Raw genomic sequence first — 24,610 nt, 5'->3', positions numbered from 1 at the left:
AGAACATTCGACATCTTCGGCACCACCCAGATCCAAGAATTCTTCCGAAAAATTCGGCCGACATTACCAGAAGTCTTCCGGAATCAGCAACCCGGCGGGCCGCTTTTCCTTTCGATCAGCTCCCCGAACACCGCCTCGATGCGGTCGACGGAGCGGGCGACGGTGAAGTCGCAGGCGCGGTTGCGGCCGGACAGGGCCATGCGCTGCCAGGCGGCGCGGTCCTTGACCAGACGGCGCAGGCAATCGGCAAGCGCCTCGTGGTCCTCCGCCTTGAACAGCAGTCCGTCGATGCCGTCGCGCAGCACCTCGCCGCTGCCGCCGGTGCCGCTGCCGACCACGGTCAGGCCGGCGGCCATCGCCTCCACCTGGGAAATGCCGAACGGCTCCTGGAAGACGCTGGGGAAGACCAGCACGTTGCAGCGGGCGAACAGGTCGGACAGGCCGCGGCGATCGAGGAATCCGGTGAAGCGCACCTTGCCGGCCATGCCGTTGCGCTCGATGAAGTCGCGGCAGCGGGCGGCCAGATCGGCGTCGGGCGCCTCCCCGGCGAAGGTGCAGTCGAAGTCGACGCCCTCGAGGTGCAGCAGCGCCAGGGCGTTGACCAGCGTCTGCGGCCCCTTGTAGGTGACGAACAGGCTGGCGAAGGCGATGCGCAGCCGGTCGGTCGCGGGCATCACCGCGCGGTGGAAGTAATCGACGCGGGCACCGGGGTGGATCACCGTGACGGACAGGCCGTAGCCGCCGGCGGCCAGCCGCTCCGCCACCCAGCCGCTGGCCGGTCCGGCGCGGTAGAGGGGGGAGCGGGGGGCTGACTCCGGCGGGTAGCCGGGATGCTGGTTGCCCAGGCAGTGCAGCACCGGCACGCCCATCTGCCGGGTCAGCGGGTCGAGGAACCCGGTGCCCAGCAGGTCGAGGTTGCCGACCAGACAGGCGTCGGCGCGGAGGTCGCGGGCGGTCTCCAGCACGCGGCGGATGTTGGCGCGGACCAGCGCGGCGCAGTGGGCCGGATCGCCGTGGATGACGGCGCGGCCGTCCTTCCAGGCGCCATAGAGCGTCAACGACCGGTCGACATGCGCCTCGATGTCCTCGGTGCCGGCCATCCCCGGCCGGGTCAGCTCGGGCACGTCGGCGGTCAGCACTGTCACAGCATGGCCGCGGCGGATCAGCTCGGCCGAGAATTCCCACAGCTTGCGGCCATAGCCGCCGAACTCCTGGGGCGGGAACAGGTTGGTGACCACCAGGATGCGGAGCGGACGCCCGGTCGACGGGGCGGACGCCTGCCGGAACAGGCTGCGGTAGCGCTCCAGCCCCGGACTGCCGCCGGTGGCGGCAAGGGCGTCGGCGGAGACGGCGTCGGCGTCGGCGTCCAAATCCGGGGCCGGGTCCGCGCGTCCGGCAAGACGGGCGGCACGCCGGGCCTCGCCGAGATAGACGAAAGCCTCCGCCGCGCGTCCCGACGCCGCGCACAGGCGGGCCAGCCCGGCGAGCGCGTCCGGCTGCTGGCGGTCCAGCCCGACGGCACTCAGCAGGAAGCGCTCCGCCAGGGCGGTCTCGCCGCAGCGGGCGGCCAGCCGGGCGACGCCGGTCAGCTGGTCGACTGTCCGCAGCATCGGCTCCAGCGCCGCGAGACGGGCCTGCCGCAGCTCCGGCGTCAATGCGGCAGCCAGAGCCGGATCGGACAGCGAGCGCACGGCATAGCGCAGGACATCGGCGCACTGGAACAGGATGCCGCCGGCTTCGGTGGGCGCGAAGCCCCAGCCGGCCAGATGGGCGGCCGCCGCGTCCTGGTCACGCGCCGAGGCGGTGGGGCAGAGGACGAAGGCGCCGGGCAGCCGGGCCATCCGGCGGTCGGCGTCGGCCCTGTCGGGCCAGGGCAGCAGCGTCACCGCATCGTCCCGCACCCGGTCGGGGGATGGCGGCAGCGGCAGGGGAACCGGAATGGCCGCATCGCCCGCCCCGGCGCCCGCCCCGGCGCCCGGCGCAGCGAAAGCCACCCGCGTCAGGTCGCGGGCCATCAGGCGCAGGTCGGCGGCGAAACCGTCCGCGCCGGCCGCATGGACGGTCAGCCGCGACGCGGTCAGCTGCAGCCGCTGCAGCGCCTCGTAGGCGGCGAGCCGCTGGCGGAAGCCCCTCCCCTGCACCGGCAGGGCCGACAGCCCGCGCCGCTCCCCGCGCACCTCCAGCGCCGGATCGACGCGGTCGTCGAACACCGCGGCGAACAGCTGGGCGCGCTTGACCTGCGGGCTGTGGAACTCCAGCAGATGCGCCTGCCCCGCCCGGCGGATCGCCATCGCCTGATCGGGATGGTCGAGGTAATGGCGGGCCATCTCCACCAGCTCCCCGGGCGAACGGTAGGTCGCGAGATGGCGGCCGGGGGTGAAGCAGCGCTCCAGCCCGGCGTCGGGCGACAGGGCGTCGGTCAGCAGGAAGCCGCCGGCCCCCAGCGCCTCGAAGACGCGCAGGTTGAGGTCGCCGTTCAGCGAGACGTTCAGCGTGACCTGCGAGCCGGCATAGATGTCGGCCGCCATCTCCGGCGGCGCCCGCATCCCGGTCAGCGGCAGCCCGGCCTCGACCAGCCGGTCCAGCATATGGCGCCGCCAGGGGTGGAAGGCGCCGATCTGGCCGACGAAGGTGAGGGGACAGTCGGGGGCGGCGGGAATGTCGCGCCGGCGCAGCGCATAATCCACCGCCGGGATCCAATAGACGCGGTCGAACCCCGCCTCCAGGAAAGCATGGGCATGCTGGCGGGTGTGGTCGAGCACCACCGCGTCGAAGCTTTCCATCGCGCCATAGGCCAGCAGCGTGCGCAGCGGGCCGGCGAAATGGTGGGTGTCGCCGACCAGCAGAAGCTTGGTGCCCGGCAGCCGGTCCAGCCCGCGGGCGAAGTTGCGGCGGGTGGCGTCGGCCTTGACGACGATCAGCTCCGGACGCTGGTGCGCCGGCAGGCGGGCGACGACGGACGGCAGATCGAACTCGCCGGGCGGGGTGTTGAGCGAGGCGAAGCCGTCGCCCGTCTCCACCGTCGGGCAGTCGGGGCCGCAGAACACCTCGCGCTCCGAGAACAGCGGCCGGCGGTAATGGTCGGGCGTGGCCAGGCAGCAGAACAGCGTGCGGGGAGCATCGGCCGCCGGCTGCGGGAGGATGGAAGAAGCGTGCGTGTGCGGTGGCATGCGGACATCTCGGGCACGAGTTGGGGACTGGCGGGCCCGATGCCCGCCGCGCCATGGACCGGGCTCAGGGAACCGGCGGCTCCACCCAGCCGGGGACGGTGCCCGCGCCGACCAGCGGACGGCGGAAGCCGCCGGCGGCGATCTCCGCCCGGATCCGCTCGGGGGTCATCGACACCACCCGCTCATACTCGGCGGTGTTGTGGGCGTACCAGGGGTTTTCCGTGACCGAATTGGCCGACCGCGCATGGCTGAGATGGAGCAGCGGCCCCAGCGTGCGTTCCACCCGCTCGCCCAGCAGCTCCAGGCGGCGGTAGATCTCGAAATCCTCCCAGCCCCAGGAGACGAATCTCTCGTTGAAGCCGCCGAGCCGGTCGAACACCCGGCTGGCGAAGAAGACCGAGCCGCCATAGGAGTTCTTGTAGAGCATCTCGTTGCGCGGATCGAACAGGTCGATCTGGGCCACCGCCAGCGTCCGCTCCACGCCGGTGACGAAATCGGCGGCGACGTCGAAGAACAGGCCGTTGAACGGGCAGGCGAGCGCCGCGCCGTCCTGCACGGCCTGGCGGGCCAGCACATACTGGGTCGGCTCCACCAGCACGTCGGTGTCCTGGACGACCAGGATCGGCGTGGCCGCCGCCGCCGCCATGACGTTGATCTGCTTGGCCTTGTGCGTGTAGGGGCTGTCGTTGCCGGTCAGGTGGATGTAGCCGTAGTCGGCGGGGGACAGCCCCAGCTCCGCCATGATGCCGGGCACATCCTGACGCTCCGGATTGTCCTCGCAGATCAGGATGTTGGTGTCCAGGTAGCGCCGCAGGTAGGTGACCAGGATGCGCAGGTTGCGCCTGCGGTCCGCGGATTCGATCCGGCAGGGCACCAGGAAGGTGACGTCGCGCAGATCCAGCCTTTCGCCGCGGCGCAGCGGCTCTCGCAGGGCCTGGTGGCGCGAGGCGAGTGCCACGGCATGGTCGAGCTTGGCCGCCAGCCCCTCGTCCTGCGGCAGCAGCGACGCCGCGGCTTCATAGCAATCGACCGCGGTCCCCCAGCGGCCGGTCCACTGCATCATCTCGCCCATCCGGGCATGGGGCTGCGGACGGTCGGGCCATCTGGCCAGAGCCTTGCGGTAGGTGGCCGCCGCCGCCGCCAGCTTGCCCTGCATCTGCTGGGCGTAGCCGAGATTCGACATCGCCTCCGGCTGGTCGGGCACCACCGCGAGGATGCTGTCATAGACGGCCTCGGCTTCGGCCAGCCGTCCGGCATGATGGTGCTCGACGGCGATGCGGAAGGCTTCTTCGAGGGTCGGCATGAAAGCTCCGTCGGGGGCGCGATCCAAGGGCCGGGCCGGTCTTGGGCACGGACAGGACGGCCGCTTACTTACCGCACCGGCATTCGCGATGCACGGGATCCGTTGCCGGCCGCTGGTGTTACAGGCCGTAGGCCCGCAGGATTTCGTCCCGCTTCGCGCTGTAGGGGCTGTTGCCGTGCTTCCCGGCGAGCGCGCCGGTCAGGACGAGCGGCAGCGCATCGGAGGCACGCGGCGGCAGGACGCTGTCCGGCCAGGCGGCATGCGCCATCTCGCTGCCCAGCAGCTGCGCCGCGCGCTCGACGCAGGCGAACAGGGCGACCTGGTCGATCATCCAGATGTAGCAGCGCTCGAAGTTGGTCCGCAGGAAGTCCGCCATCATCAGCAGCGTCAGATAGCCGCTGCGGCTGTGGCGGAAATAGACGAAGGAGGCGTTGTAGCGGCTGCACAGCGGCTCGCCGCGATAGTCGGTGTGGGCGACGTCGGCGGCCCCGGCCAGTTGGACGATGTCCTCCGGCTTCTCGCGGAACAGCACGTCGGCATCGCAGACGATCACGTCGGCCCTGTGCCGCAGCATCGCCTCCGCCGCGATGAGGAAACGGGAGGAGGCGTAATAGGGCTTGTCGATGGCTTCCCCCCGCAGCGCCCAGCTCTCGTGCGAGAAGGTGACCGGCATGGCGCCGACGATGCCGCGCAGCCGCTCGATCAGCCGGGCGACCTCCGCGTCGGCGTTGACGATGTGGTAATGGACGGCCACCGCCGACCCCAGCGCGTGGAGGTTCAGGATCTGCGCTGCGGCGTAGCGCTTGAAATAGGCACCGTCCACCGACACCAGCACCACCTGCCGGCCGGTCGGCCCGAAAGGCGGTGCGGCGTCCGCCCTGGCCAGGGTCTGGGCCGCCCGGCGGAAGGACAGCGATGACAGGTCGATGACGCAAAGCCCGTCGCTTGCATATTTGCCCTGCCGGAACAGGGCCTCGCCGAGCCAGAGATGGAAGATGGCGTTCGGGCAGCCGGCGGCGGCGCGGCCATGGGCCTCCGCCAGATCGGGACGGCCGGCCTCGTTGAGCAGGAAGGACAGGTTGGCGTGGATCTGCGGCCGCAGCGGGGACGGCGCCGCCCGCTCCAGCGCCCGGCCGAGCAGGGCGATGCCCTGTCGGGGGATGGCTGGATCGCGGTCGAGGACCCCCATGCCGGCATAGGCCAGCCGGTGCGCCAGGGCGAGATACAGGGCCTCGTCATCGGGCCGGCATTCGATCAGCGCGTCGGCGAGCCGCCCCTTCTCCGCCCCGTCGCCGATCCGGGAAACCAGCAGCGCCAGGATGTCGTAGAGACGCTGGCGGTCGCCGGCGGCCTCGATGGCGCAAAGCTCGCGGTCGAGGGCGGCGGGGTCGATTGCGCAGGCCACGGCGATGGCGCCGATCACCTGCCGGAACTTCTGCTGATCCATGCGCAAACCCGCCTGCGTTGAGTGTAGGGTTCAAGACTTCGGTCCAAGGGAGGCTCTTTGCCCTGGTCCCCCGGACGATGCAAGCGCGCTGCCCGTCACAGGGCGTCCAGATCGCGCAGAAGACCGATCAGCCGGTGGGCGGCGGAGCGCCAGCTGAACTGCTCCAGCAGATGCCCGCGGGCGGAACGTCGGGTGCCGTCGGGATCGTCGATGACCGCGCGCAGCAGCCGGGCGGCCTCCTCCTCGTCGGGGGTCCACCAGTCCCGGCCGCGGTAGCCGTCCAGGGCGGGGGTGACGCGGCTGGGAATCATATGGGCCACCCGGCCGTTCAGATAGGCGCGATAGGCGCTGTGGTCGGGAGCCAGCAGGGTCAGCCCCATGGCGCCGGCCTGCGCCATCGGCAGGTCCCAGCCCTCGCCATGCGACATGCTCCAATAGTGGGTGGCGGCGGCGTGGAGCGACATCATGTCCGTCTCCGACAGCATGCCCCCGACCAGGAACAGCGGTGCCGCCTGTTCCATTGTCCGGCCGGTCTCCGCCGTCAGCCGGACCAGGAGATTGCGGATGCTGCCGGACACCCCCTCCCCCTTGCCGGCCTTCAGCAGCAGGGCGGCGGCGTCCTCCGCCCGTGTCGTGCGCAGCCACACCCGCAGCAGCCCCTCCAGGTTCTTGCGGCTGTTGAGGTCGGAGACGTTGAGGATGCGCACCGGATAATCGGCCAGCCGGCGCCCCGTCGAGTCCAGGATGGCGGCGGGCGTCACGCGGCCGGGATCCAGCGGCTCCACCCCCTCCGGGCAGATGTGGACGCGGTCGGCCGGGTGGCCGGCCTTCAGCCAGGCCTGGCGGGAGGAGGCGGTGGCGACGACGACATGGTCGTGACGCCGGCTGTGCGCCGCCCACAGGGGCGGAATGTCGAGCGCCTCGAACACGGTGTAGTTGATCGTCTTCAGGCCCGGAACCGCCTCCACCAGCAGGGGCGTGGTGAAGCTCAGCACCGCCTTGGCCCGCACCGGCCGGTCGAGCGTGCCCAGGAGCGGATCGATCTGGCCGTCGGGCAGATTGTCGACGTCGCCATGGTTCAGGTCGACCAGCCGGATGCGCACCCCGGCATCGACCAGATGGCGGACGAACTGGCGGACCTTTTGGGCATAGCCGCTGTTGTCGCGGAAGGCGCCGCGGACCACCAGCCCCGGCGGCAGCGACGGGTCGGCGGCATCGCGGGCGATCGCCTGGCTGGTGGCGACGCGTTCCAGCGACCGCCGCAGCCGGGAGGCGAACTCGTTGTCCGCCTCCAGGGCGGCGGCGCGGCGCAGCAAGCGCCCGGCCTCGTCCAGCCGCCCGCAGGCAAGCGCCTCGCTTGCCAGACGCATCACCGTCACGCCGCAGTTCGGGTCCAGCTCCAGCTTGCGGCGGAAATGCGCGACCGCCTCGTCGAGCCGCCCCAGATCCTGCAGGGCGCGCCCCTGGTTGAAGAGGGCGGGCGCAAGGGTGGGAGCCAGCAGGAGCGACCGCGCCATCAGCGCCGCCCCCTCCGCCTCGCGGCCGGCACGGCGCATCTGCAGCCCCAGAAGATGCAGCGAATGCGGCTCGGCCGGCAGCACGGCCAGAATGTCCCGGTAGAGCGCCGCCGCGCGCTCCGGCTGGCCGCCGTTGTGCAGGGCGACGGCCTCGGTCAGGATGTCGTGGATGGAGGGCATCGCCTGTCTGGAAAAACCGGTGTTGGGGCGCCGTTGCCGTCGCCGGCATGATGGGGGGAACAGGCGAGAGGCGGCGGGGAGCTGGTGTCGATCGCCGCCGTTGATCGCCGCCGTTGATCGCCAGCGTCAATCGAGGGACTGTTCCGGCGTCCTGCCCGGATCCCGCACCGGGCTGCGCATCGGGTTCTTGGGATCGAACAGGCCGAGGCGCTGCAGGGTCTGGGCGAAGCCTTCGGTCAGCATGGTGATGCGGTCGCTGATCTCCGCGATCTCGCGGGCGGAGATGACGGGAGCGTCGGTGGAGATGCGGCCATGGGCGCGGTAGTTCAGACGGATGGCGACATCGTCGGTCTCGCCCTGGATCCAGGAGCCGTGAAGGATCTTGTTGCGCTCCCGCCCCAGTTCCAGCGCCTCGTCGCAGCGGGCGATCAGGGCCTTGGCCTCGTCCGCGGGCAGGCGACGGCCGGCGACGGCCTTCAGGGCGTCGAAGCGCGCCTTGACCTGCATGTTGGAGGCGATCGGCAGGAAATCGGTATGATCCGTGCCGAGAAGGCGCGAGATGCACAGCGAGACCATGTCCTCCAACTGCGCCCAGGACACGGCGATCATGCCGATCGCACAGTACATCTTCACGCTGAGGGGGCCCAGCCGGACCGTCCGCGTCGTCATAGGCCACCCCTGGCATCCTAAGCCCCGCCGCCGGGGCACAGGACCGAAAATAAGCGTTCCAGGCGGTATGGGAAAGCCGTCATTGCGCGGCTTGCAGTTGACAGGCCCCCGCGATCCATAGGATGCACTGGCCGCTGCCCCGGGGCACGCGCGCAAGGGGCCGCCCCGTCCCATCGCCGCCGGCGCGCATCATCGGTCACGCAAAGGTATTCCGCCCATGGACTCCCAGACCCCTTCCGCCCCCTCGCTGCACGGCTGCCTCACCGCCGCCATCGACGTCCTGCGGCGCACCATGGACAGCCTGGATCCGGCGCGGGTCGAGGCGGCGGTCGATGCGGTCGCCGCCGCGCTGGGCGCCAACCGGGCGCTGCTGGTCTGCGGCAACGGCGGTTCGGCGTCGGATGCCCAGCACATCACCGGCGAACTGGTCGGCCGTTTCCTGAAGGAGCGCCGCGGGCTGAAGGCGATCTGCCTCAGCTCCAACGCGGCCGTCCTGACCGCCTGGAGCAACGACTATTCCTACGACAGCGTCTTCGCCCGCCAGACCGAAGCCTATGGCGAGCCGGGCGGCGTGCTGCTGGGCATCTCCACCAGCGGCAACTCCCGCAACGTGATCGCCGCCTTCGAGGTGGCCAAGCGGCTGGGCATGACCACCATCGCCATGACCGGCGAGGGCGGCGGCCGGATGGCGGGCCTGAGCGACATCCTGCTGGACGTGCCGTCGCGCTCCACCCCGCTGATCCAGCAGGTCCACATCTGCCTGTACCATTACCTGTGCGAACAGGTCGAAGCCCGGCTCGCCTGAGCATATCCCCCGCCCGCCCCCAGAACACGTCCCCTGCCGAGCACGTCCATGACCGCCCCTGTTCCGGAAGCGTCGAAGCGCCAGGCGTTGGAGGCTTTCAGCGCCGGGCGCCTGGAGGAGGCGGCGACGCTCTATCGCCACATGCTGGCGCAGGACCGCACGGCCGCCGACCTGTGGAACAACCTGGGCGTCATCCTGGCCGACCTCGGACAGCCGGAGGCGTCGGTGGCCGCCCTGAAGACCGCCGCAGCCCTGCACCCGGGCTACGACAAGCCCCTGGTCGGGCTGGGCAGCAACGCCTATGGCGCCAACCGGCTGGACGAGGCGGTGCGCCACTGGGGCCGGGCCATCTCCCTCAACCCGCAGCAGGCCGCCGGGATGTGGTTCAACCTGGGCGTCGCCCGCCAGCTGCGCGGCGAGGCCGAGGCCGCCACCCCCTGCTTCGACCAGGCGGAGCGTCTGTCTCCCACCGATCCGCTGATCGCCAGCCAGCGGCTGCTGTGCCTGAACTACCTGGATCTGTCCGGCGAGCGTCTGCTGGCCGAACACCGGCGCTTCGACGAGCGGTTCGGCCGGAAGGACGGCCGGCCGGCGGCGGCGGCTCCGCACGCCAACCGCCCCGATCCGGAGAAGCGGCTGCGCATCGGCTATCTGTCGGTCGAGTTCCGCGAGCATCTGGGCGCCTATTTCCTGACGCCCCTGTTCGAGGCGGCCGACCGCAGCCGCTTCGAGATCGTCTGCTATTCGATCCTGCCGGACAGCCATGCCGATGCCTACACCGCCCGTTTCAAGGCCCAGGCCAACGGCTGGCGCACCGTCGGCCAGCTGGACGACGAGGCGTTGGAGGCGCAGATCCGTGCCGACGGCATCGACATCCTGGTCGACCTCGCCGGCCATTCGGGGCTGAACCGGTTGCCGATGCTGGCCCGGCGTCCGGCGCCGGTGCAGGTGACGTGGCTCGGCTATCCCAACGGCACCGGCATGGCATCGGTCGACTACCGCATCGTCGATGCGATCAGCGACCCGGTCGGGCCGACCGATGCGCATGCGGTGGAAACGCTGGTCCGGCTGCCCGCCCCCTTCCTGTGCTTCCGGCCGCCCTCCGCCGCCCCGCCGGTGGTGCCGCTGCCGGCGGGCGCCACCGGGGCCGTCACCTTCGGATCCTTCAACAAGCTGTCCAAGATCACCGACGGCACCGTCGCGCTGTGGGCCGAGGTGCTGCGCCGGGTGCCGGACGCGCGCCTGCTGCTGAAGGACCGGCCGCTGTCCGACCCCGGCACCGCCGCCGCGATGCGGGCGCGCTTCGCCGCCGCCGGCATCGACCCGGCGCGGCTCGACCTCGTCGGCTTCATCAAGGATGCGGCAGGGCATCTCGCCGCTTACAACCGCATCGACATCGCGCTCGACCCGCACCCCTACAACGGCACCATCACGACCTGCGACACGCTGTGGATGGGAGCGCCGCTGGTGACGCTGGCGGGCAGCCGCCATGCCGCCCGCGTCGGCGCCAGCCTGATGGCCGCCATCGGCCTGCCGGAGCTGGTCGCCGCCACCCCCGACCGCTACGCCGCCATCGCCGCCGGCCTGGCCGACGACCTGACCCGGCTGATGCGGCTGCGCCTTGGCATGCGCGCGCGGCTGCGGGCATCGGCGCTGTGCGACGAGGCGCGCTTCATGCGCAATCTGGAGACCGCCTACCGGTTGATGTGGCGGCGCTGGTGCGACGCTGCCGCAACCGGGCGCCCGGCTTGACAAGCCCGCCCTCCGGCTTCTACCGATAGCGCCGTCTTCCCCCGCCACCACACCGGACCGCCGCGATGAGCGAAGCGCCGTCTTCTTCCTCCGCCCCCGACACCGCGTCCGCGGTGCACAGCGGGTCGGCCGACCGGTTCGGCTACGAATGGGGCCGCTACGCCGAGCTGAAGGACATCTACGAGGAGCAGTTCCGCCGCTGGACGCCCTTCCTGAAACCCGAGGACTGGCGCGGCCTGACCTTCGTCGACGTCGGCTGCGGCATGGGGCGGAACAGCCACTGGCCGATGAGCTACGGTGCGGCCGGCGGGCTGGCCATCGACATCGACGAGCGCAGCCTGGCGTCCGCCCGCGCGACGCTGGCGCCGCATCCGGCGATGGAGGTGCGCCGCCAGAGCGCCTATGAGCTGAGCGAGGTCGAGCGCTTCGACCTCGCCTTCTCCATCGGCGTCATCCACCATCTGGCCCATCCGGAAACGGCGCTCGCCAACATGGTGCGCGCGGTGAAGCCCGGCGGGCGGGTGATGGTCTGGGTCTATGGCCGCGAGAACAACGGCTGGATCGTCCGCTTCGCCGATCCGCTGCGCAAGGCGCTGTTCAGCCGCCTGCCGATCGGGCTGGTGCATGCGCTGTCCCTGCCGCCGACCGCGCTCCTGTGGCTGGCCCTGCGGCTGGGGCTGGACCGGCTGGAATATTTCCGCCTGATCCGCCGCTTCGACTTCGCGCATCTGCGCTCCATCGTCTTCGACCAGATGCTGCCGAAGATCGCCAACTACTGGCGCCGCAACGAGGTGGAGGCGCTGATGACGGGCGCCGGCCTGGAAGACGTGCAGCTCGCCTGGGTCAACGAGATTTCCTGGGCGGCCATCGGCCGGAGGCCGAACGAATGATAAGGTTCCGGAGGCCGAAGGGATAAGGGGCCGGAGGCCGGGGGAAGGGTCCGGAAGCCACAGGGACAGGATCAAAGAAGCGAGAAAGGCAGCCCTTTATTGCTGACGGCCAGGGTCTTGGGTTAAGAAGCCGCGGTTCCGTGCGACAGTGATCGATCCGCACCGCGGGTCATCTGCGCGATTGAGCGTTGGGGCCAGGCGTTGGGGCCCAAGCCTTGGGGGTTGCCATTTCCGAGTTCTCGCCGGCCTTCATCCAGGCCTACAACACCGGTGCGGCGCTGTTCCAGGCCAACCGCTTCGACGAGGCGGCCACCGTCTACCGCCGCCTGATCGACGAAAACCCGGACATCGCGACACCGCATGCCGCCAGCCTGCATGGCGCCCTGGGCCTGTGCCTGCGCGCCGCCGGTCGGCCGGACGAGGCGATGGAGCCGCTGCGCCGGGCGCTGCGGCTGAAACCCGACCATCTGGACGCGCTGAACGCGCTGGGCGGCATCCTGCTCGACCACCGCCACATCGAGCATGCGTTGATCGCGTTCCGCGAACTGGCGAAGCTGAAGCCCGACTATCCGGGAGCGCTGCTGACCCTGGGCAACCTGTTCATGTTCAGCGGCGACGGCGGGCGGGCGCGCGCCGTTTACCGGCTGGCCCTGGCCGTCGAGCCGGATGTGGCCGTCAACCACAACAATTTGGGCGCGGTCAGCCTCAGCCTCGGCCATCTGCAGGACGCGGCGCTGAACTACCGCCGCGCGCTCGCCATCGATGTCGGCAAGCCGGAATACCGCAAGAATCTCGGCACCTGCCTGCTGATGGCCGGAGACTACGCCAACGGCACCGTCGCCTATGAGGGCCGGCTGGAGCAGGGGGTCTGGCGCAAGCGCAACATGCCGGGCGTCCTGTGGCGGGACCAGCCGCTGGCAGGCAAGACCCTGCTGGTGCATTTCGAGCAGGGGCTGGGCGATTCCTTCCAGTATATCCGTTATGCCGGGGTGCTGAAGGGCATGGGCGCGCGGGTGCTCTACGAATGCCAGCCGGCGCTGAAGCGCGTGCTGTCGACCGCTCCGGATCTGGACGGGTTGTTCGCCCTCGGCGAGCCGCTGCCGCCTTACGACTACCACATCTCGCTGATGAGCCTGATGCACCGGCTGGGCACCACCCCCGACACCGTCCCCGGCGGCGTTCCCTATCTGCGGGCGGAACCGCAGTTGCAGGCCGGCTGGGCGGAGCGGCTGGACCGGCTGGAGGGCGGCAAGCGCCCGGACTTGCGCATCGGCATCAACTGGCACGGCAACGAGACCGGCAAGTCGATCCCGCTGGAGTGTTTCGAGGCGATGGGAGCGCTGCCCGGCGTCCGGCTCTACAGCCTGCAGAAGGTGTCGGGCCTGGACCATCTGGAGCGCTTGCGCGACCGGGTGGCGCTGACCGAGCTGGGGGCGGATTTCGACGCCGGGCCGGACGCCTTCCTCGACACCGCCGCGGTGATGGCCAACCTGGACCTGATCGTCACCTGCGACACCTCGGTCTGCCATCTGGCCGGCGCCATGGGGCGGCCGACCTGGGTGGTGCTGAAATGGTTCGCCGACTGGCGCTGGATGCGCGACCGGCTCGACAGCCCCTGGTACCCGACGATGCGCCTGTTCCGCCAGGCCAGGCCCGACGACTGGGCCGAGGCGATGGCCAGGGTGACGGCGGAGGTGGCGGCTGAAATCCAAATCCGGAACGGCGCTCTCGCCGGGGAGGCGCGGCGATGACGCTGAACGAGGCATTCCGGCTGGCGCTGGACCATTTCCGGGCCGGCCGCGCGGCCGAGGCGGAGCAGGTGTGCCGGGCGATCCTGAACGCCGTTCCCGGCCAGGGCGAGGTCACCCAGCTGCTGGGCACGGTGGTGATGATGCAGAACCGCCCGCAGGAGGCGGAGACCATCCTGCGCCAGTCGATCGCCGCCAAACCCGACCTGCCCGACAGCCACGGCAATCTCGGCACCGTGCTGCAGTCCCTGGGCCGCATGGGCGAGTCCCTGGCCGCGCACGACCGCTGCGTCCAGCTGACACCCGGCACGCCGGAAGGCTATGTCAACCGCGGTTCGACACGGCTGGCGCTCGGCGACCGCAACGGGGCGGCGACCGATTTCGCCCGCGCGCTGACGCTGCGGCCGATCGACGCGCTCGCCGCCACCAATCTCGGCGTGGCTCTGCGCGAGGGGCAGCGGATGGCCGAGGGACTCCGCGCCCTGGCACGGGCGCTGGTCGTCGAACCCGGCAGTGGCGAGGCGATGCTCGCCTATGCCCATGCCCTGCGCGAACTCGGCCGCCTGGACGAGGCTGAGACCGCCTATGCCAGGGCGGTGAGGCTGACGCCGGCCAAGACCGACGCGCTGTGCTACCACCTCTATCTCAAGCAGACCCTGTGCGCCTGGGACGAGTACGACCGGCTGTGCGCCCGGGTGACGGCGACCATCGACTGCGACGGCGGTGTCGTCATTCCGCTGGCCACCCTGTCGATCGACACCACGCCGGCCCAGCAGGACCGCTCCGCCCGGCTGTTCTACGACCGGCTGGTCAAGCGTCCCGCCGCCCCGCCGATGCCGGCCCGGCCCGACAGCCGGCCCGACAGCCGCTTGCGCATCGCCTATGTCTCGGCCGATTTCCACGAGCACGCCACCGCCTATCTGGCGGCCGAGCTGTTCGAGCTGCATGACCGCGCCCGCTTCGAGGTGCTGGCCTACTCCTACGGACCCGACGACGGCAGCGCCATGCGCCAGCGGCTGGTGAAGGCCTTCGACCGCTTCCGCGACATCCGCAGCGTGCCGCTGGACGCGGTCGCCCGCTGCATGGCCGACGACGGCGTCGACATCATGATCGACCTGAAGGGCTATACCAAGCAGACCAGGCTGGACCTGCTGTCGCGCCGGCTGGCGCCGGTCGAGGTCAGTTATTTGGGCTATCCCGGCACCATCGGCTGCCCCTACATGGACTATGTGATCGGCGACCGCTTCGTCACCCCGCCGGAGCATCAGCCCTTCTACGCCGAGCGGCTGGCGATCCTGCCCGACGCCTATCAGATCAACGACCGCCGCCGCCCGCTGCCCGATCAGGATCCCGGCCGCGTGCCCTCGCGCAGCCAGTGCGGCCTGCCGGAGGACGGCGTCGTCTTCGCCGCCTTCAACACCGCCTACAAGATCAGCCCCACCATGTTCGCCCTGTGGATGCGCATCCTGAAGCGCGTGCCGGGATCGGTGCTGTGGCTGTTCGAGGCCAATCCGCGCGCCGCCGCCAACCTGAAGGCGACGGCAGCCACCCAGGGCGTCGACCCGGCCCGGCTGGTCTTCGCCCCGCCCCGCCCGCTGGCCGACCACATCGCCCGTTACCGCGTCGCCGATCTGGCGCTCGACACCCTGCCCTACACCGGCCACACCACCACCAGCGATGCGCTGTGGGCGGGCTGCCCGGTGGTGACCTGCCTGGGCGGGACCTTCGCCTCCAGGGTGGCGGCGAGCCTGCTGAATGCAGCCGGTCTGCCCGACACCGTCACCCGCTCGCTGGACGGGTACGAGGATCTGGCGGTGGCGCTCGCCGGCGATCCGGACCGGCGCGCGGGCTTGCGCAAGCGGCTGGAGGACGGACGCATGACGGCGCCGCTGTTCGACAGCAACCGCTTCACCCGGAACCTGGAGCGCGCCTATCAGGTCATGTGGTCGCTGCACAAGGCCGGCAAGCCGCCGCAGGGATTCATCCTGCCCGCCGGCTGAGAACGGACGAGCGGGAAGAGCCTCTTCCCGTTCCGCCCTACCGGCAATTTTCAGCGCGGATGCAGACAGAATCTGTTTCAAGGTTGTAATATACCACAAAAGACCTAACCCGCTTGATGTTATTTTGTTAGCATACCCCTTCAGAGATGTCTGTTTGTTGGTATGGCTGAGAAAATGGCGGTCGTTTCTTCGAGATCTAAGCTTTCTTCGGGTGCTTCGATCCTTCCCCTTTCTTGGGGGTTGCCTCCCCATGCGCCCTCATCAGCCCTGGGTCGTCATGCCGCCGCCGCGACTGTCGTGCCGGAGGGTGCCCGATGAACGCGATCAGCCCGGTCAAGGCCGACCCTGGCAAGACCGCCACCTATCAGGGGCGGTTGGAGTTCGTGACGACCAACAAGATCTATGGCTGGCTGCACAACCAGAGCAACCCGATGGAGGAATGCCTGGTCGACCTCCATGTCGATGGGCGTTTCCTTGGCACCTATGCCTGCAACGAGCACCACAAGGCGCTGAGCGGACTGCCGGGACGCAACGGCTTCCTCGCCTTCAACATCCCCCTGCCCGCCGGCCTGCTGTCGATCGACGGCTGCTGTGTCGACCTCAAGATCCACGGCACCCGGATGTCGATCCCGGGCGCGCCCGTCGTCACCGGCCTTCACCGGGCGGTGATCGACACGGCCCTGTCCGGGATGACGCCGGAGCGCCAGGCCCTGTGCGTCAGCGCGCTCTGCGAGACGACGAACCAGACCAAGCGCGGGCGCGACCGGATCGAGAGCGCGCGGCTGCTCCGGCCAGCAGACGGGTTCGAGGGAAGCGAACTGACGGTCGGCGCCTTCCTTGCGCACCAGCTTTACCGCTTGCAGGAGCAGCATAATTTCCATCTGCGCAGTGCCGCCGACCTGACCCGCTTCCTGGTGCAGCACGCTGAGCGCTTCACGCTGGCCGACCATGCCTGGTGCCCTCTGCCGGCCGATGTGAAGGCTTATCTGGCCTCGGGCGAAGAGGACGCCGCCGGCTTCTTCCGCTCGCGCCTGCTGTCGGCCTACCAGACGGGCGACACTGTCGATGGCGGGGGCGCCGGCGGGAGCGGGGGCGATGCGCTGTGCAACCTTGTCCATTGGATGTTCGGCAAGGCGCGCCTGCCCAAGGAGGCCCTGTCCTCCCGCCATGTGGAGGATCTGAATGCGCCGTCCCGGATCGACCGCCACGGCCTGATCTCGCGCTTCTATGCCGGGATGCACGGCCGCGACCCCGAACTGGCCGCCGCGTTCGACCCGCGCGACGAGCGGGGACTGTTCCCCCTGCTGCTGGCGATCTCGCTGTGGCTGATCCGCTGGAACCTCGACGATCTGTTCCTGCCGCCGGAGGTGAGCGCGCTCCTCGATGCGCCGATCCAGCATGACGGAGAGGTCATGACCGGGCTCGGCTATTTCTGCAGCCGCCTGGGCGTGCCGGGCTCGCAAACGCTCAGCCTGGCGTCGCTGCGCCAGCGGCAATCCGCACCGGTGGCCCGCCACCTGCCGCGCGCGCCGCAGGCGAAGGGCGTCAACCTGTTCGGCTACTTCGACGGCGGCACCGGGATCAGCCGCAATGCCCTGTTCTCCCGCGATATCCTGCAGGATGCCGGCTTCGGCGTGACGATGCCGGTCATGGCCGTGCCCGGCCGTCATGCCGGCGAGGAGCTCTACCCGGTCAACCTGATCCATTTCGGCCTGCTCGGCGCCCCGGGCGACATGATCAATCATGGGCTGGCGCGCTTTGCCGGTGCGTACAACATCGGCTTTTTCCTGTGGGAAACCAGCGCGTTGCCCCGCTCGGCCCATCTGGCGCTGGAGATGATGGACGAGGTGTGGACGATGTCGGCCTTCTGCGCCGACGCATTGGCCCAGCATTTCACCGGTCCCATCCACATCGTGCCCAACTGTGTCGACGAGCGCGTGTTGAAAGCCCGGGCCGTCGATCGGCCGAAGACCGAGCCCTTCACCTTCTATTTCTGCTTCGACGCCCGCAGCTGGTACACGCGCAAGAACCCGTTGGCGGTGGCCCGCGCCTTCCAGAAAGCCTTCCCCACCGAAAAGGGGGTTCGGCTTGTGCTGCGCATCCGCTACCGCCAGACCAGCCGGAGCGTCGCCGACCTGGCCCACAAGCTGGACCTCGACCGTCTGGTCGGCCGCGATCCCCGCATCGTCGTGCGCGACCGCGAGCTGTCCTACGCCGACTCGCTGGCCGAGATGCGCTCTTGCGACGCCTATGTTTCGCTCCACCGGGCCGAGGGCTTCGGCTACACCATGGTGGAGGCGATGATGATGGGCAAGCCGGTGATCGCGTCGCGCTATTCGGCCAACCTCGACTATATGAGCGACGAGACCGGCTTTCTGGTCGGCGGCCGGGAGCGTTATCTGGACAGCGACGAGTATCTCGGCGTCACCCCCGGTGCCCGCTGGTTCGAGCCCGATGTCGGCCTGGCAGCCGAAGCGATGCGGCAGGTCTGGGAAGACCGGGAGGAGGCCGCACGGCGGGCAGAGGCTGGCTCCGCCCTGGTCCGCAAGCGCTTCTCCCGTCCGGCGCTGCAGGAGCTCTATGCCGCACGCCTTCACGCCGTGCTGGCAGGCGGTATCTCAGCCATGGCAGAGGTGTGACCGATCAAAGACCGCATGTGGCACGCTTGCCCCACAGGTATTGCTTTGCTTCAATCATATCCCTCGACTTGGCCTAAAAATTTCCTGGACTTTGCCGATATTCCTCCACGTCTCCCACACTCCACAGCACGCCCTCCATCATTCGCCAGTATTAAGGTGGTGCCGATTTTCACCTAAGATTGATCAATCAATACTGAGAGTGCCCTTTGATGTGACATCGTTTCTTAGGAACACAATAAAGTTGATTTTGTTTGCGTGCTTTGGGTATGGATCAATCGGGGATTGCTCTGACATTTCGGCTATTGCTTTCGCCCAGAGTGGAGGCATCGCAACAGGGTAGGCAAAGCGGCATCTCACCCTTTTAGATAGTCAATGCATGCGGAGCGTCGCAATCCAGGGTGATAAATCCGCAGAGATGGGGCCAAGCCGAAGGGGATATGGTGGGGAAGACGGGGATGGATGGCGGTCTGAACCTGGGGGGAAACACAGCGGCGCCGACACATGGGCGGGATGCCGCAGTCCCCTCCAGTCTTGAAGATGCGTTCAACGGCTATCGTCTTTTCCTCGGCCGCCATCCGGCCAACGTCGAGGAAATCACGGTTGCCATCAACTGCACGCTTGGCGAATTCCTCAGCCACTACCTGATGCGCGGCGAGTTTCTCACCGGCATCGTCGCCAGCCTCACCGGCACTGCCGCGCTGCCACACATCACCCTGGCGCCGGCGCCGGACGAGGGCTTGAGACACTGGGCGCTGGAGCGCCTGCCCCTGTCGGGCACCGCGCGTGAGCATCTTGCCACCAGCTGCTCCTGGCGCTTCTGGCTGCTGACCATCCTGCGCGACGAGGGTTTCCGCGCCGGCCTGCCGACCGCGGTGGCCGAGTGGCTGGCGGGCTCCGGTCTGCAGGGCAAGCTGGCAGCGCTTGATCTCGCTCCCACCCGCCGCCTGATCGGGGAAGCCTCGCACAACGGGGCCGGCACCATCATGGGGTGGTGCGCCAATGCCAGCGATGTTTCCGAGCGCGTCGTGCTGGAATTGCATCTGGGCGAACGCTTCATCGGGGCGGTGCGCTGCGAGCGCTTCGTCCCCGGTTTGGGCGAGCGCATCGGCGGCAGCGGCGATCATGGCTTTGCCTTCGACATCCCCGCCGCCCATGCCGATCTGACCGCCCGCGGTGCGATGCTGCGCATCCGCGACGCCCATTCCAAGCTGCCCTTCGGCGCGGACCTCTACCTCAAGACCAACCTGCCGGCCGCACTCGACGATCTCGGCCGCATGCTCGGTGCGATCCAGTCGATGAAGGAGATGCTCGCCAGCCTGGAACAGCAGTTTCCTCAGCTTCTTCGCTCTGTCAGCCCGCCGCTGTCCGCCTATGGTGCCTTGAAGGCGCAGCGGCTTCTTCCCTGCCATCGTCCGAAGGATCTGCAGATTCAGAAGGACCTGCAGACTCCGAAGGAGCGGCAGGCCGCCGCCGGTCCTGCTGCGGGGGTGGCATCAGAGCCGGCGATAAACGTGATCCTGCTGGAAACGGCGCTCGAAGCGGCAGCGCTGCGCCGCCTGCTGGCTTCGCTGGACAGCCAGGGCCATGGTCGCTGGACACTGAGCGTGCTGGGCGACGACGACAGGCTCGGCGACGATGTCCGCACACTGATCCGTCCGCTGGCGAGCGACGGCCGTGCGACCTTCGTCACAGCGGCAGCCCTGCCGCGACTGCTGGCCAGCCCCTCCGGTTTGGGCGCCGCTGCGGCCCATCTTGTGGTCGGCCGTCCTGGTACCCTGCGGCCGGACGCGCTGACCGCCTTCCTGGCGGGGCTGGAGCTGGCATCGGCCAATCCGGGATCTGTCTCCTACAGCGACCATGACGTCCTGCTCGGCACCCGCAACGGGATGCCGGTGCAGGTCACGCCGGTCTTCAAGCCCGGTTTCGACCCGGTGATGCTGATGGCCTGCGATTATGCCGGCCCGATCGTCATGGTGACTCCGGACGCCCTGCTGAAGGCCCTTGCCATCGCCGACGGCGTTCCGCCGTCGGCGATGCATGACCTGATGCTGCGCCTGAGCGATTGCGTGGCCGCAGACGCGATCCGTCACATCCCATCTATGCTCTATAGTCTGGAGCAACCGGTCGATCTGCGCAGCCCCGATGGCCTGCCCCGCCTGCTGACGGGCGACCCCTCGGCGCTGGAGGCTTGGGCGGCACGCCGTGGGCTGACGGCGGAGATCCGGCGGACCCTGGTGGTCAGCCAGGACGAGGAGGCCCGGCAGACGCTGGCCGAGCCTTGCGACATCACGCTTCGTCCAGCAACCTATCCCTCCGTCAGCGTCATCGTGCCGACCAGGAACTCGCCGGTCCTGCTGCGCAACTGTCTGGACTCGCTCCTGCGCACGCGCCAGGCCTATCCAGGCCCGATGCAGATCCTGGTGATCGACCATCAGAACGAGGATCCCGAAAGCGTCTCCCTGATCGCCGCCATGAAGGCCCAGCGCAACGTCGACGTCATGCCCTACCGCGGGACCTTCAATTGGGCGGTGATGAACAACCTCGCCGCGGAACAGGCCAGAGGTGAAGTCCTGGCCTTCCTGAACGACGACACCATGGCCACCGACCTCGGATGGCTGGCCCGCGCAGTGGCGACGCTCGGATTGCCCGAGGCGGGGGTGGTGGGGGGACGACTGCTCTACGGCGACGGCAGCATCCAGCATGCCGGTGTCGTCACCAGCCACGAGCAGGGAGCGATTCACGAAGGGATCGGCATGCCCGGCGACGAGGGGGGCTATCTGGGCCGCAACCTTGTTCTGCGCTCCGCCGCCGCCGTGACCGGCGCCTGCCTGATCACCCCGAGGACCGTGTTTGAAGCGGTCGGTGGTTTCGATGCCGGATGGCCGATGAACTGGAACGACATCACCTATTGCCTGGCGGTCCGCAAGGCCGGGTGGCGGGTGATCTACGATCCCCGGGTCAGCCTGTATCACCATGAATCGAAGACACGTGGCTATCTGCTCGGCCAAGCCGCCCGTGACCTTCACCAGGACGATCTGCGCCGGCTGCGGAGCGGATGGGGAGGGCTGCTTGCGGATCCCTTCCACAATCCTGCTTTCAACCGCCAGGGCATGCCCTTCACGAGGATCGCGCTGTGAGCAGGCCGCATGCCCCGTCGCCGGGCATGGATGCCGCCCAGCCCCCAGCCTCCGGGGACCAAGTCCCGACGGATGTCCCGGCAAACGACCGCTGGCTGGACGCCGTGAAGGAGACCATCTGGCTGACCCGTGAGGATTTGCGCCTTCTGTTCAAGGAGGACCGGGCGAGCTTCGATTGCTGGCTGCTCCTTCACGGCACACGGGAGTATCGCGCGCTCCGCGAGGTTGGGATCGAGCAGCCCCTGTTGACCGAGCCTGCTCCGGAGGCTTTTCCGGCGGTGCGCCCGGTGCTGACCCGCTTTCTGAAGCAGATCTGGACAATGCGCGCCGACCTGCAGGCGAACTTCGATCTTCGAACGGTGCCCGGGCAGCAGGAATTCGTCTGGTGGTGCTTCACCCATGGCATGGCCGAACTGGAACTCGGGCGCTTCGTCACCGACGAACAGAAGCGTTACCTGAACGAACCGGTCGACACCCTGTCGGCCGGCGGGCTGCAGCCCGTCACCCGGCTGATGCAACGCCTGTGGGAACAAAGACCGGAGCTTCAGGCCGCTTTTCCTCTCGACAGCAAGCGGGGACGTGCGGCCCTGATCATCTGGTATTTCACCACAGGGTTGGCCGAACTGCGGCTCGATGCCCTGCTGGACGACGGGCAGATACGGATCCTGAAATCCCCCGTCAGCGACAGGGCTCCCGCCGTAAGCATAGCTTCGGCGATGATCTGGTCGAACGCCCCGGCATTGCAAAGGCGCTTTCCCGACCCTGGCGATCCCGTCTTTGCGCAGTGGGCCGAAAGCGATGGACGCCGGGCGCATCCGCTGCTGGAACGGCTTGCCGCAGCCTCCGTACAGTCGGATGTGGCGGCGCCGGCGATCCGGCATGGGGCCGTTGAGATGGCGAAGGGGGTCAATCTCATCGGCTATGCCCGCGGGCAGCTAGGCATCGGCGAGGATGTCCGCCAGGCTGCTTTCGCCCTCCAGGCCGCGGGGGTGCCGTTCAGCATTTATAACATAGAGCCGGGGCGGGAGGTTTCCCAGGACGATCACAGCGTCCAGTCCCTGATCGGCGACCGGCTGCCCTATGCGGTCAATTTGCTCTGCACCACCGGGATAGAGACCGCAAGGCTGGCGGCGACAGACGGAAAAAGCCTGTTCGAGGGACGCCATACGATCGGCTATTGGCCGTGGGAACTGCCGGAATGGCCGTCGGCTTGGCGCCATGCCTATGACTTCGTCGACGAGATCTGGGCATCGAGCCGCTACAGCTTCGATGCCTATCGGAAGAGCAGCCCCAAGCCGGTGCGTCACCTGCCGCCGGCAGTCTCCACCGATGACACCGCCAATCTGCAACGGCCCGATTTCGGGCTCCCGGACGACCGCTTCCTGTTCGTGTTCGCCTTCGACGCGCTGTCCAGCTTCTCCCGGAAGAATCCGCAGGCCTGCGTGCGCGCTTTCCAGCAGGCTTTCCCGCTTGGTCGTGAACCGGTCGGGCTGGTGATAAAGGCGATGCGGGCCGTTGCCGAACACCCCGTATGGCGGGAAATCCTGGACGCGGCGGCCGCCGACCCGCGGATCTTCATTGTCGACCGCACGTTCGACAAGGCGGCCGTGCTCGACCTGTACCGGTCCTGCGACGCTTTCCTGTCCCTGCACCGGGCGGAAGGGTTCGGACGCGGCATCGCCGAGGCGATGATGCTGGGCAAGCCGGCGATCGTCACCGGTTTTTCGGGAAACATGGATTTCACCACGCCCGGTACCGCCGCGCTGGTAGACCACGGGATGCGGGCCGTAGCGCCCGGGGAATATCCCTTCGCCGACGGCTTGTCCTGGGCCGATCCCGATGTCGACCACGCCGCCTGGTGGATGCGCCGGCTGGTCGAAGACCCGTGTCTGCGATGCCGGCTTGCGGACCAGGGACGCGCACTGACGCGAGCGACCTATGCGCCGATCGCCGTCGGACAGGGCTATGCCGCCCTGCTCGGCCATGCGGCGGTCTGAGGGCGCGCCCATGCATCTGGATAGGCATCTGGACAGCGTTTCCCCAATCGGGGCGCAGAACCGATCAGGCAATCGAAGAAAGCAGGTGGACGGAAGGCTGGCGAGCGCCTGGGAGCATTCCGGATAGAGCCATTCCGAATCGGCAGGGTGCATGTGCCAGAACTTCTTACGGCAGAATATTTCCCTGAAAAGGGATAAGTGAAGGAGATGAGTAGTATGGAGAAGCAGCAAATCCTTATTACGGGAGGCTGTGGCTTTGTCGGCAGGCACCTTACGGCAGCTCTGTTGGCGGAAAACAACAATGAGATCTGGATCGTCGATGACCTGAGCATCGGCCGCCACCCGAGCAAGTGGGAGACGCCGGCCCTCGTTGCCGCCGGAACCGACGACGGCGTGGAGCATTTCCGCACCGCCGACGGCCAGACCATTCATTTCCTCAACAGCGACTTCGCCGTTCTCGCCTATGCCGAACTCAAGCGGGGGCCGGCTCTGCACTTCCCCATGCTGCCCAAGTTCGACGAGATTTACCATCTGGCCTCGGTGGTCGGCGGGCGCATGATCATCGACGGCGATCCGCTTGCCGTCGGCATCGACCTGTCGATCGACGCCGCCTTCTTCCTCTGGGCTGCCAAGGTCAATCGCCCGGAGCGCATCCTGTATGCTTCCTCCAGCGCCTCCTACCCGATCTCGCTGCAGCGCGATGGCGAGGCGATGGCACTGGAGGAGGCGATGATCGACTTCGGCGATACGCTGGGGAAGCCGGACTTCACCTACGGATGGAGCAAGCTGACCGGCGAGTATCTGGGCCGCATCGCAGCCAAGCAGTACGGGCTGAATGTCGGCGTCGTCCGCCCCTTCTCCGGCTATGGCGAAGACCAGGATCCCTCCTATCCGGTTCCGGCGATCGCCCTGCGCGTCGCAGCGCGCCAGAAACCGGTGCGCGTCTGGGGCAGCGGCCTGCAGGGACGCGACTTCGTCCACATCGACGACTGCTGCCAGGCCTGCATCCGTACGGCCCGCAAGATCACTGACGGGTCGGCGGTCAATATCGGATCGGGCGTTCTCACCTCCTTCCGCGATCTGGCGCGGCTGATGATCGACATCGAGGGGTACGACGCCGATGTGCAGGGGACGGACAACCGCCCGGTCGGCGTTGCTCAGCGCTACTGCAATCCGGAACACATGGAACGGACGCTCGGCTGGAAACCGGAAATCTCGCTGCGTGATGGCATGTCGCGTGTCGTCGCCATGGCCCACCGCCGCCTGGAAATGGGATTCAAGCCGGAACTTTAGGATGTGATCGGCTCAAGCGGACTCGCTTGAAGCACGAAGCACACGGCAAAAGCCAAAAAGCCT

At 68.6% G+C, this 24,610-nt stretch carries 14 protein-coding genes; 9 read left to right on the top strand and 5 right to left on the bottom strand.

The genetic code is table 11. The features are described from left to right. Window positions 1–83: 83 nt before the first annotated feature. From I71_RS23385 to I71_RS23365, 5 genes are all read right to left on the bottom strand, one after another. Entirely contained in the window at window positions 84–3,170 is a 3,087-nt protein-coding gene (locus I71_RS23385; protein ID WP_042699034.1) for a glycosyltransferase, read from the bottom strand. Window positions 3,171–3,234: 64 nt separating this feature from the next. After that, entirely contained in the window at window positions 3,235–4,473 is a 1,239-nt protein-coding gene (locus I71_RS23380; RefSeq protein ID WP_042699031.1) for a galactosyltransferase-related protein, read from the bottom strand. Between the two features lie 118 nt (window positions 4,474–4,591). Then, the gene (locus I71_RS23375) at window positions 4,592–5,920 is read right to left on the bottom strand and encodes a hypothetical protein (protein ID WP_042699029.1); all 1,329 of its coding nucleotides are present in this window, start codon (window positions 5,918–5,920) and stop codon (window positions 4,592–4,594) included. A 95-nt stretch (window positions 5,921–6,015) separates the two neighbouring features. After that, complete coding sequence (locus I71_RS23370) at window positions 6,016–7,617, bottom strand: tetratricopeptide repeat protein (RefSeq protein WP_042699026.1); 1,602 nt, start codon at window positions 7,615–7,617, stop codon at window positions 6,016–6,018. A gap of 126 nt (window positions 7,618–7,743) precedes the next feature. After that, a complete protein-coding gene (locus I71_RS23365; RefSeq protein ID WP_042699023.1) occupies window positions 7,744–8,286 on the bottom strand; it encodes a hypothetical protein in 543 nt (180 codons plus the stop codon). Window positions 8,287–8,503: 217 nt separating this feature from the next. On the opposite strand from I71_RS23365, the gene I71_RS23360 reads away from it, so the two are divergent. From I71_RS23360 to I71_RS23320, 9 genes are all read left to right on the top strand, one after another. Continuing rightward, on the top strand, window positions 8,504–9,091 hold the full coding sequence (locus I71_RS23360) for an SIS domain-containing protein (protein WP_049976284.1): 588 nt from the start codon (window positions 8,504–8,506) through the stop codon (window positions 9,089–9,091). Between the two features lie 48 nt (window positions 9,092–9,139). Continuing rightward, window positions 9,140–10,843 (top strand): tetratricopeptide repeat protein, encoded by a 1,704-nt coding sequence (locus tag I71_RS23355; protein ID WP_049976283.1) that lies wholly within the window; start codon window positions 9,140–9,142, stop codon window positions 10,841–10,843. Between the two features lie 65 nt (window positions 10,844–10,908). Continuing rightward, window positions 10,909–11,733: a bifunctional 2-polyprenyl-6-hydroxyphenol methylase/3-demethylubiquinol 3-O-methyltransferase UbiG gene (locus I71_RS23350; protein WP_042699019.1), complete on the top strand. Its 825-nt coding sequence runs from the start codon at window positions 10,909–10,911 to the stop codon at window positions 11,731–11,733. Between the two features lie 215 nt (window positions 11,734–11,948). After that, complete coding sequence (locus I71_RS23345; RefSeq protein ID WP_042699016.1) at window positions 11,949–13,484, top strand: tetratricopeptide repeat protein; 1,536 nt, start codon at window positions 11,949–11,951, stop codon at window positions 13,482–13,484. Continuing rightward, window positions 13,481–15,481 (top strand): glycosyltransferase family 41 protein, encoded by a 2,001-nt coding sequence (locus tag I71_RS23340; protein WP_042699013.1) that lies wholly within the window; start codon window positions 13,481–13,483, stop codon window positions 15,479–15,481. The genes I71_RS23345 and I71_RS23340 overlap by 4 nt, the downstream gene beginning before the upstream one ends. Before the next feature lie 314 nt (window positions 15,482–15,795). Then, window positions 15,796–18,120, top strand: a complete 2,325-nt coding sequence (locus I71_RS23335) for a glycosyltransferase family 4 protein (RefSeq protein ID WP_042699010.1) — start codon at window positions 15,796–15,798, stop codon at window positions 18,118–18,120. Window positions 18,121–18,575: 455 nt separating this feature from the next. Then, a complete protein-coding gene (locus tag I71_RS23330; RefSeq protein ID WP_042699007.1) occupies window positions 18,576–21,257 on the top strand; it encodes a glycosyltransferase in 2,682 nt (893 codons plus the stop codon). Further along, complete coding sequence (locus I71_RS35180; RefSeq protein WP_049976282.1) at window positions 21,254–23,254, top strand: glycosyltransferase family 4 protein; 2,001 nt, start codon at window positions 21,254–21,256, stop codon at window positions 23,252–23,254. Before I71_RS23330 ends, I71_RS35180 begins: the two co-directional genes overlap by 4 nt. Window positions 23,255–23,461: 207 nt before the next feature. Continuing rightward, window positions 23,462–24,547, top strand: coding sequence for an NAD(P)-dependent oxidoreductase (locus tag I71_RS23320; protein WP_307189024.1), 1,086 nt, complete (start codon window positions 23,462–23,464; stop codon window positions 24,545–24,547). Window positions 24,548–24,610 lie beyond the last annotated feature (63 nt).

Source organism: Azospirillum sp. B506 (genome assembly GCF_000333595.1).
In the GTDB taxonomy this organism is placed as follows: domain Bacteria; phylum Pseudomonadota; class Alphaproteobacteria; order Azospirillales; family Azospirillaceae; genus Azospirillum.
This window is presented reverse-complemented; position numbering and strand designations above follow the sequence as displayed.

Excerpts from the sequence above, each read along its gene's own strand:
- I71_RS23385 (WP_042699034.1), bottom strand. The coding sequence starts at position 3,170 with ATGCCACCGCACACGCACGCTTCTTCCATCCTCCCGCAGCCGGCGGCC.
- I71_RS23380 (WP_042699031.1), bottom strand. The coding sequence starts at position 4,473 with ATGCCGACCCTCGAAGAAGCCTTCCGCATCGCCGTCGAGCACCATCAT.
- I71_RS23375 (WP_042699029.1), bottom strand. The coding sequence starts at position 5,920 with ATGGATCAGCAGAAGTTCCGGCAGGTGATCGGCGCCATCGCCGTGGCC.
- I71_RS23370 (WP_042699026.1), bottom strand. The coding sequence starts at position 7,617 with ATGCCCTCCATCCACGACATCCTGACCGAGGCCGTCGCCCTGCACAAC.
- I71_RS23365 (WP_042699023.1), bottom strand. The coding sequence starts at position 8,286 with ATGACGACGCGGACGGTCCGGCTGGGCCCCCTCAGCGTGAAGATGTAC.
- I71_RS23360 (WP_049976284.1), top strand. The coding sequence starts at position 8,504 with ATGGACTCCCAGACCCCTTCCGCCCCCTCGCTGCACGGCTGCCTCACC.
- I71_RS23355 (WP_049976283.1), top strand. The coding sequence starts at position 9,140 with ATGACCGCCCCTGTTCCGGAAGCGTCGAAGCGCCAGGCGTTGGAGGCT.
- I71_RS23350 (WP_042699019.1), top strand. The coding sequence starts at position 10,909 with ATGAGCGAAGCGCCGTCTTCTTCCTCCGCCCCCGACACCGCGTCCGCG.
- I71_RS23340 (WP_042699013.1), top strand. The coding sequence starts at position 13,481 with ATGACGCTGAACGAGGCATTCCGGCTGGCGCTGGACCATTTCCGGGCC.
- I71_RS23335 (WP_042699010.1), top strand. The coding sequence starts at position 15,796 with ATGAACGCGATCAGCCCGGTCAAGGCCGACCCTGGCAAGACCGCCACC.
- I71_RS23330 (WP_042699007.1), top strand. The coding sequence starts at position 18,576 with ATGGATGGCGGTCTGAACCTGGGGGGAAACACAGCGGCGCCGACACAT.
- I71_RS23320 (WP_307189024.1), top strand. The coding sequence starts at position 23,462 with ATGAGTAGTATGGAGAAGCAGCAAATCCTTATTACGGGAGGCTGTGGC.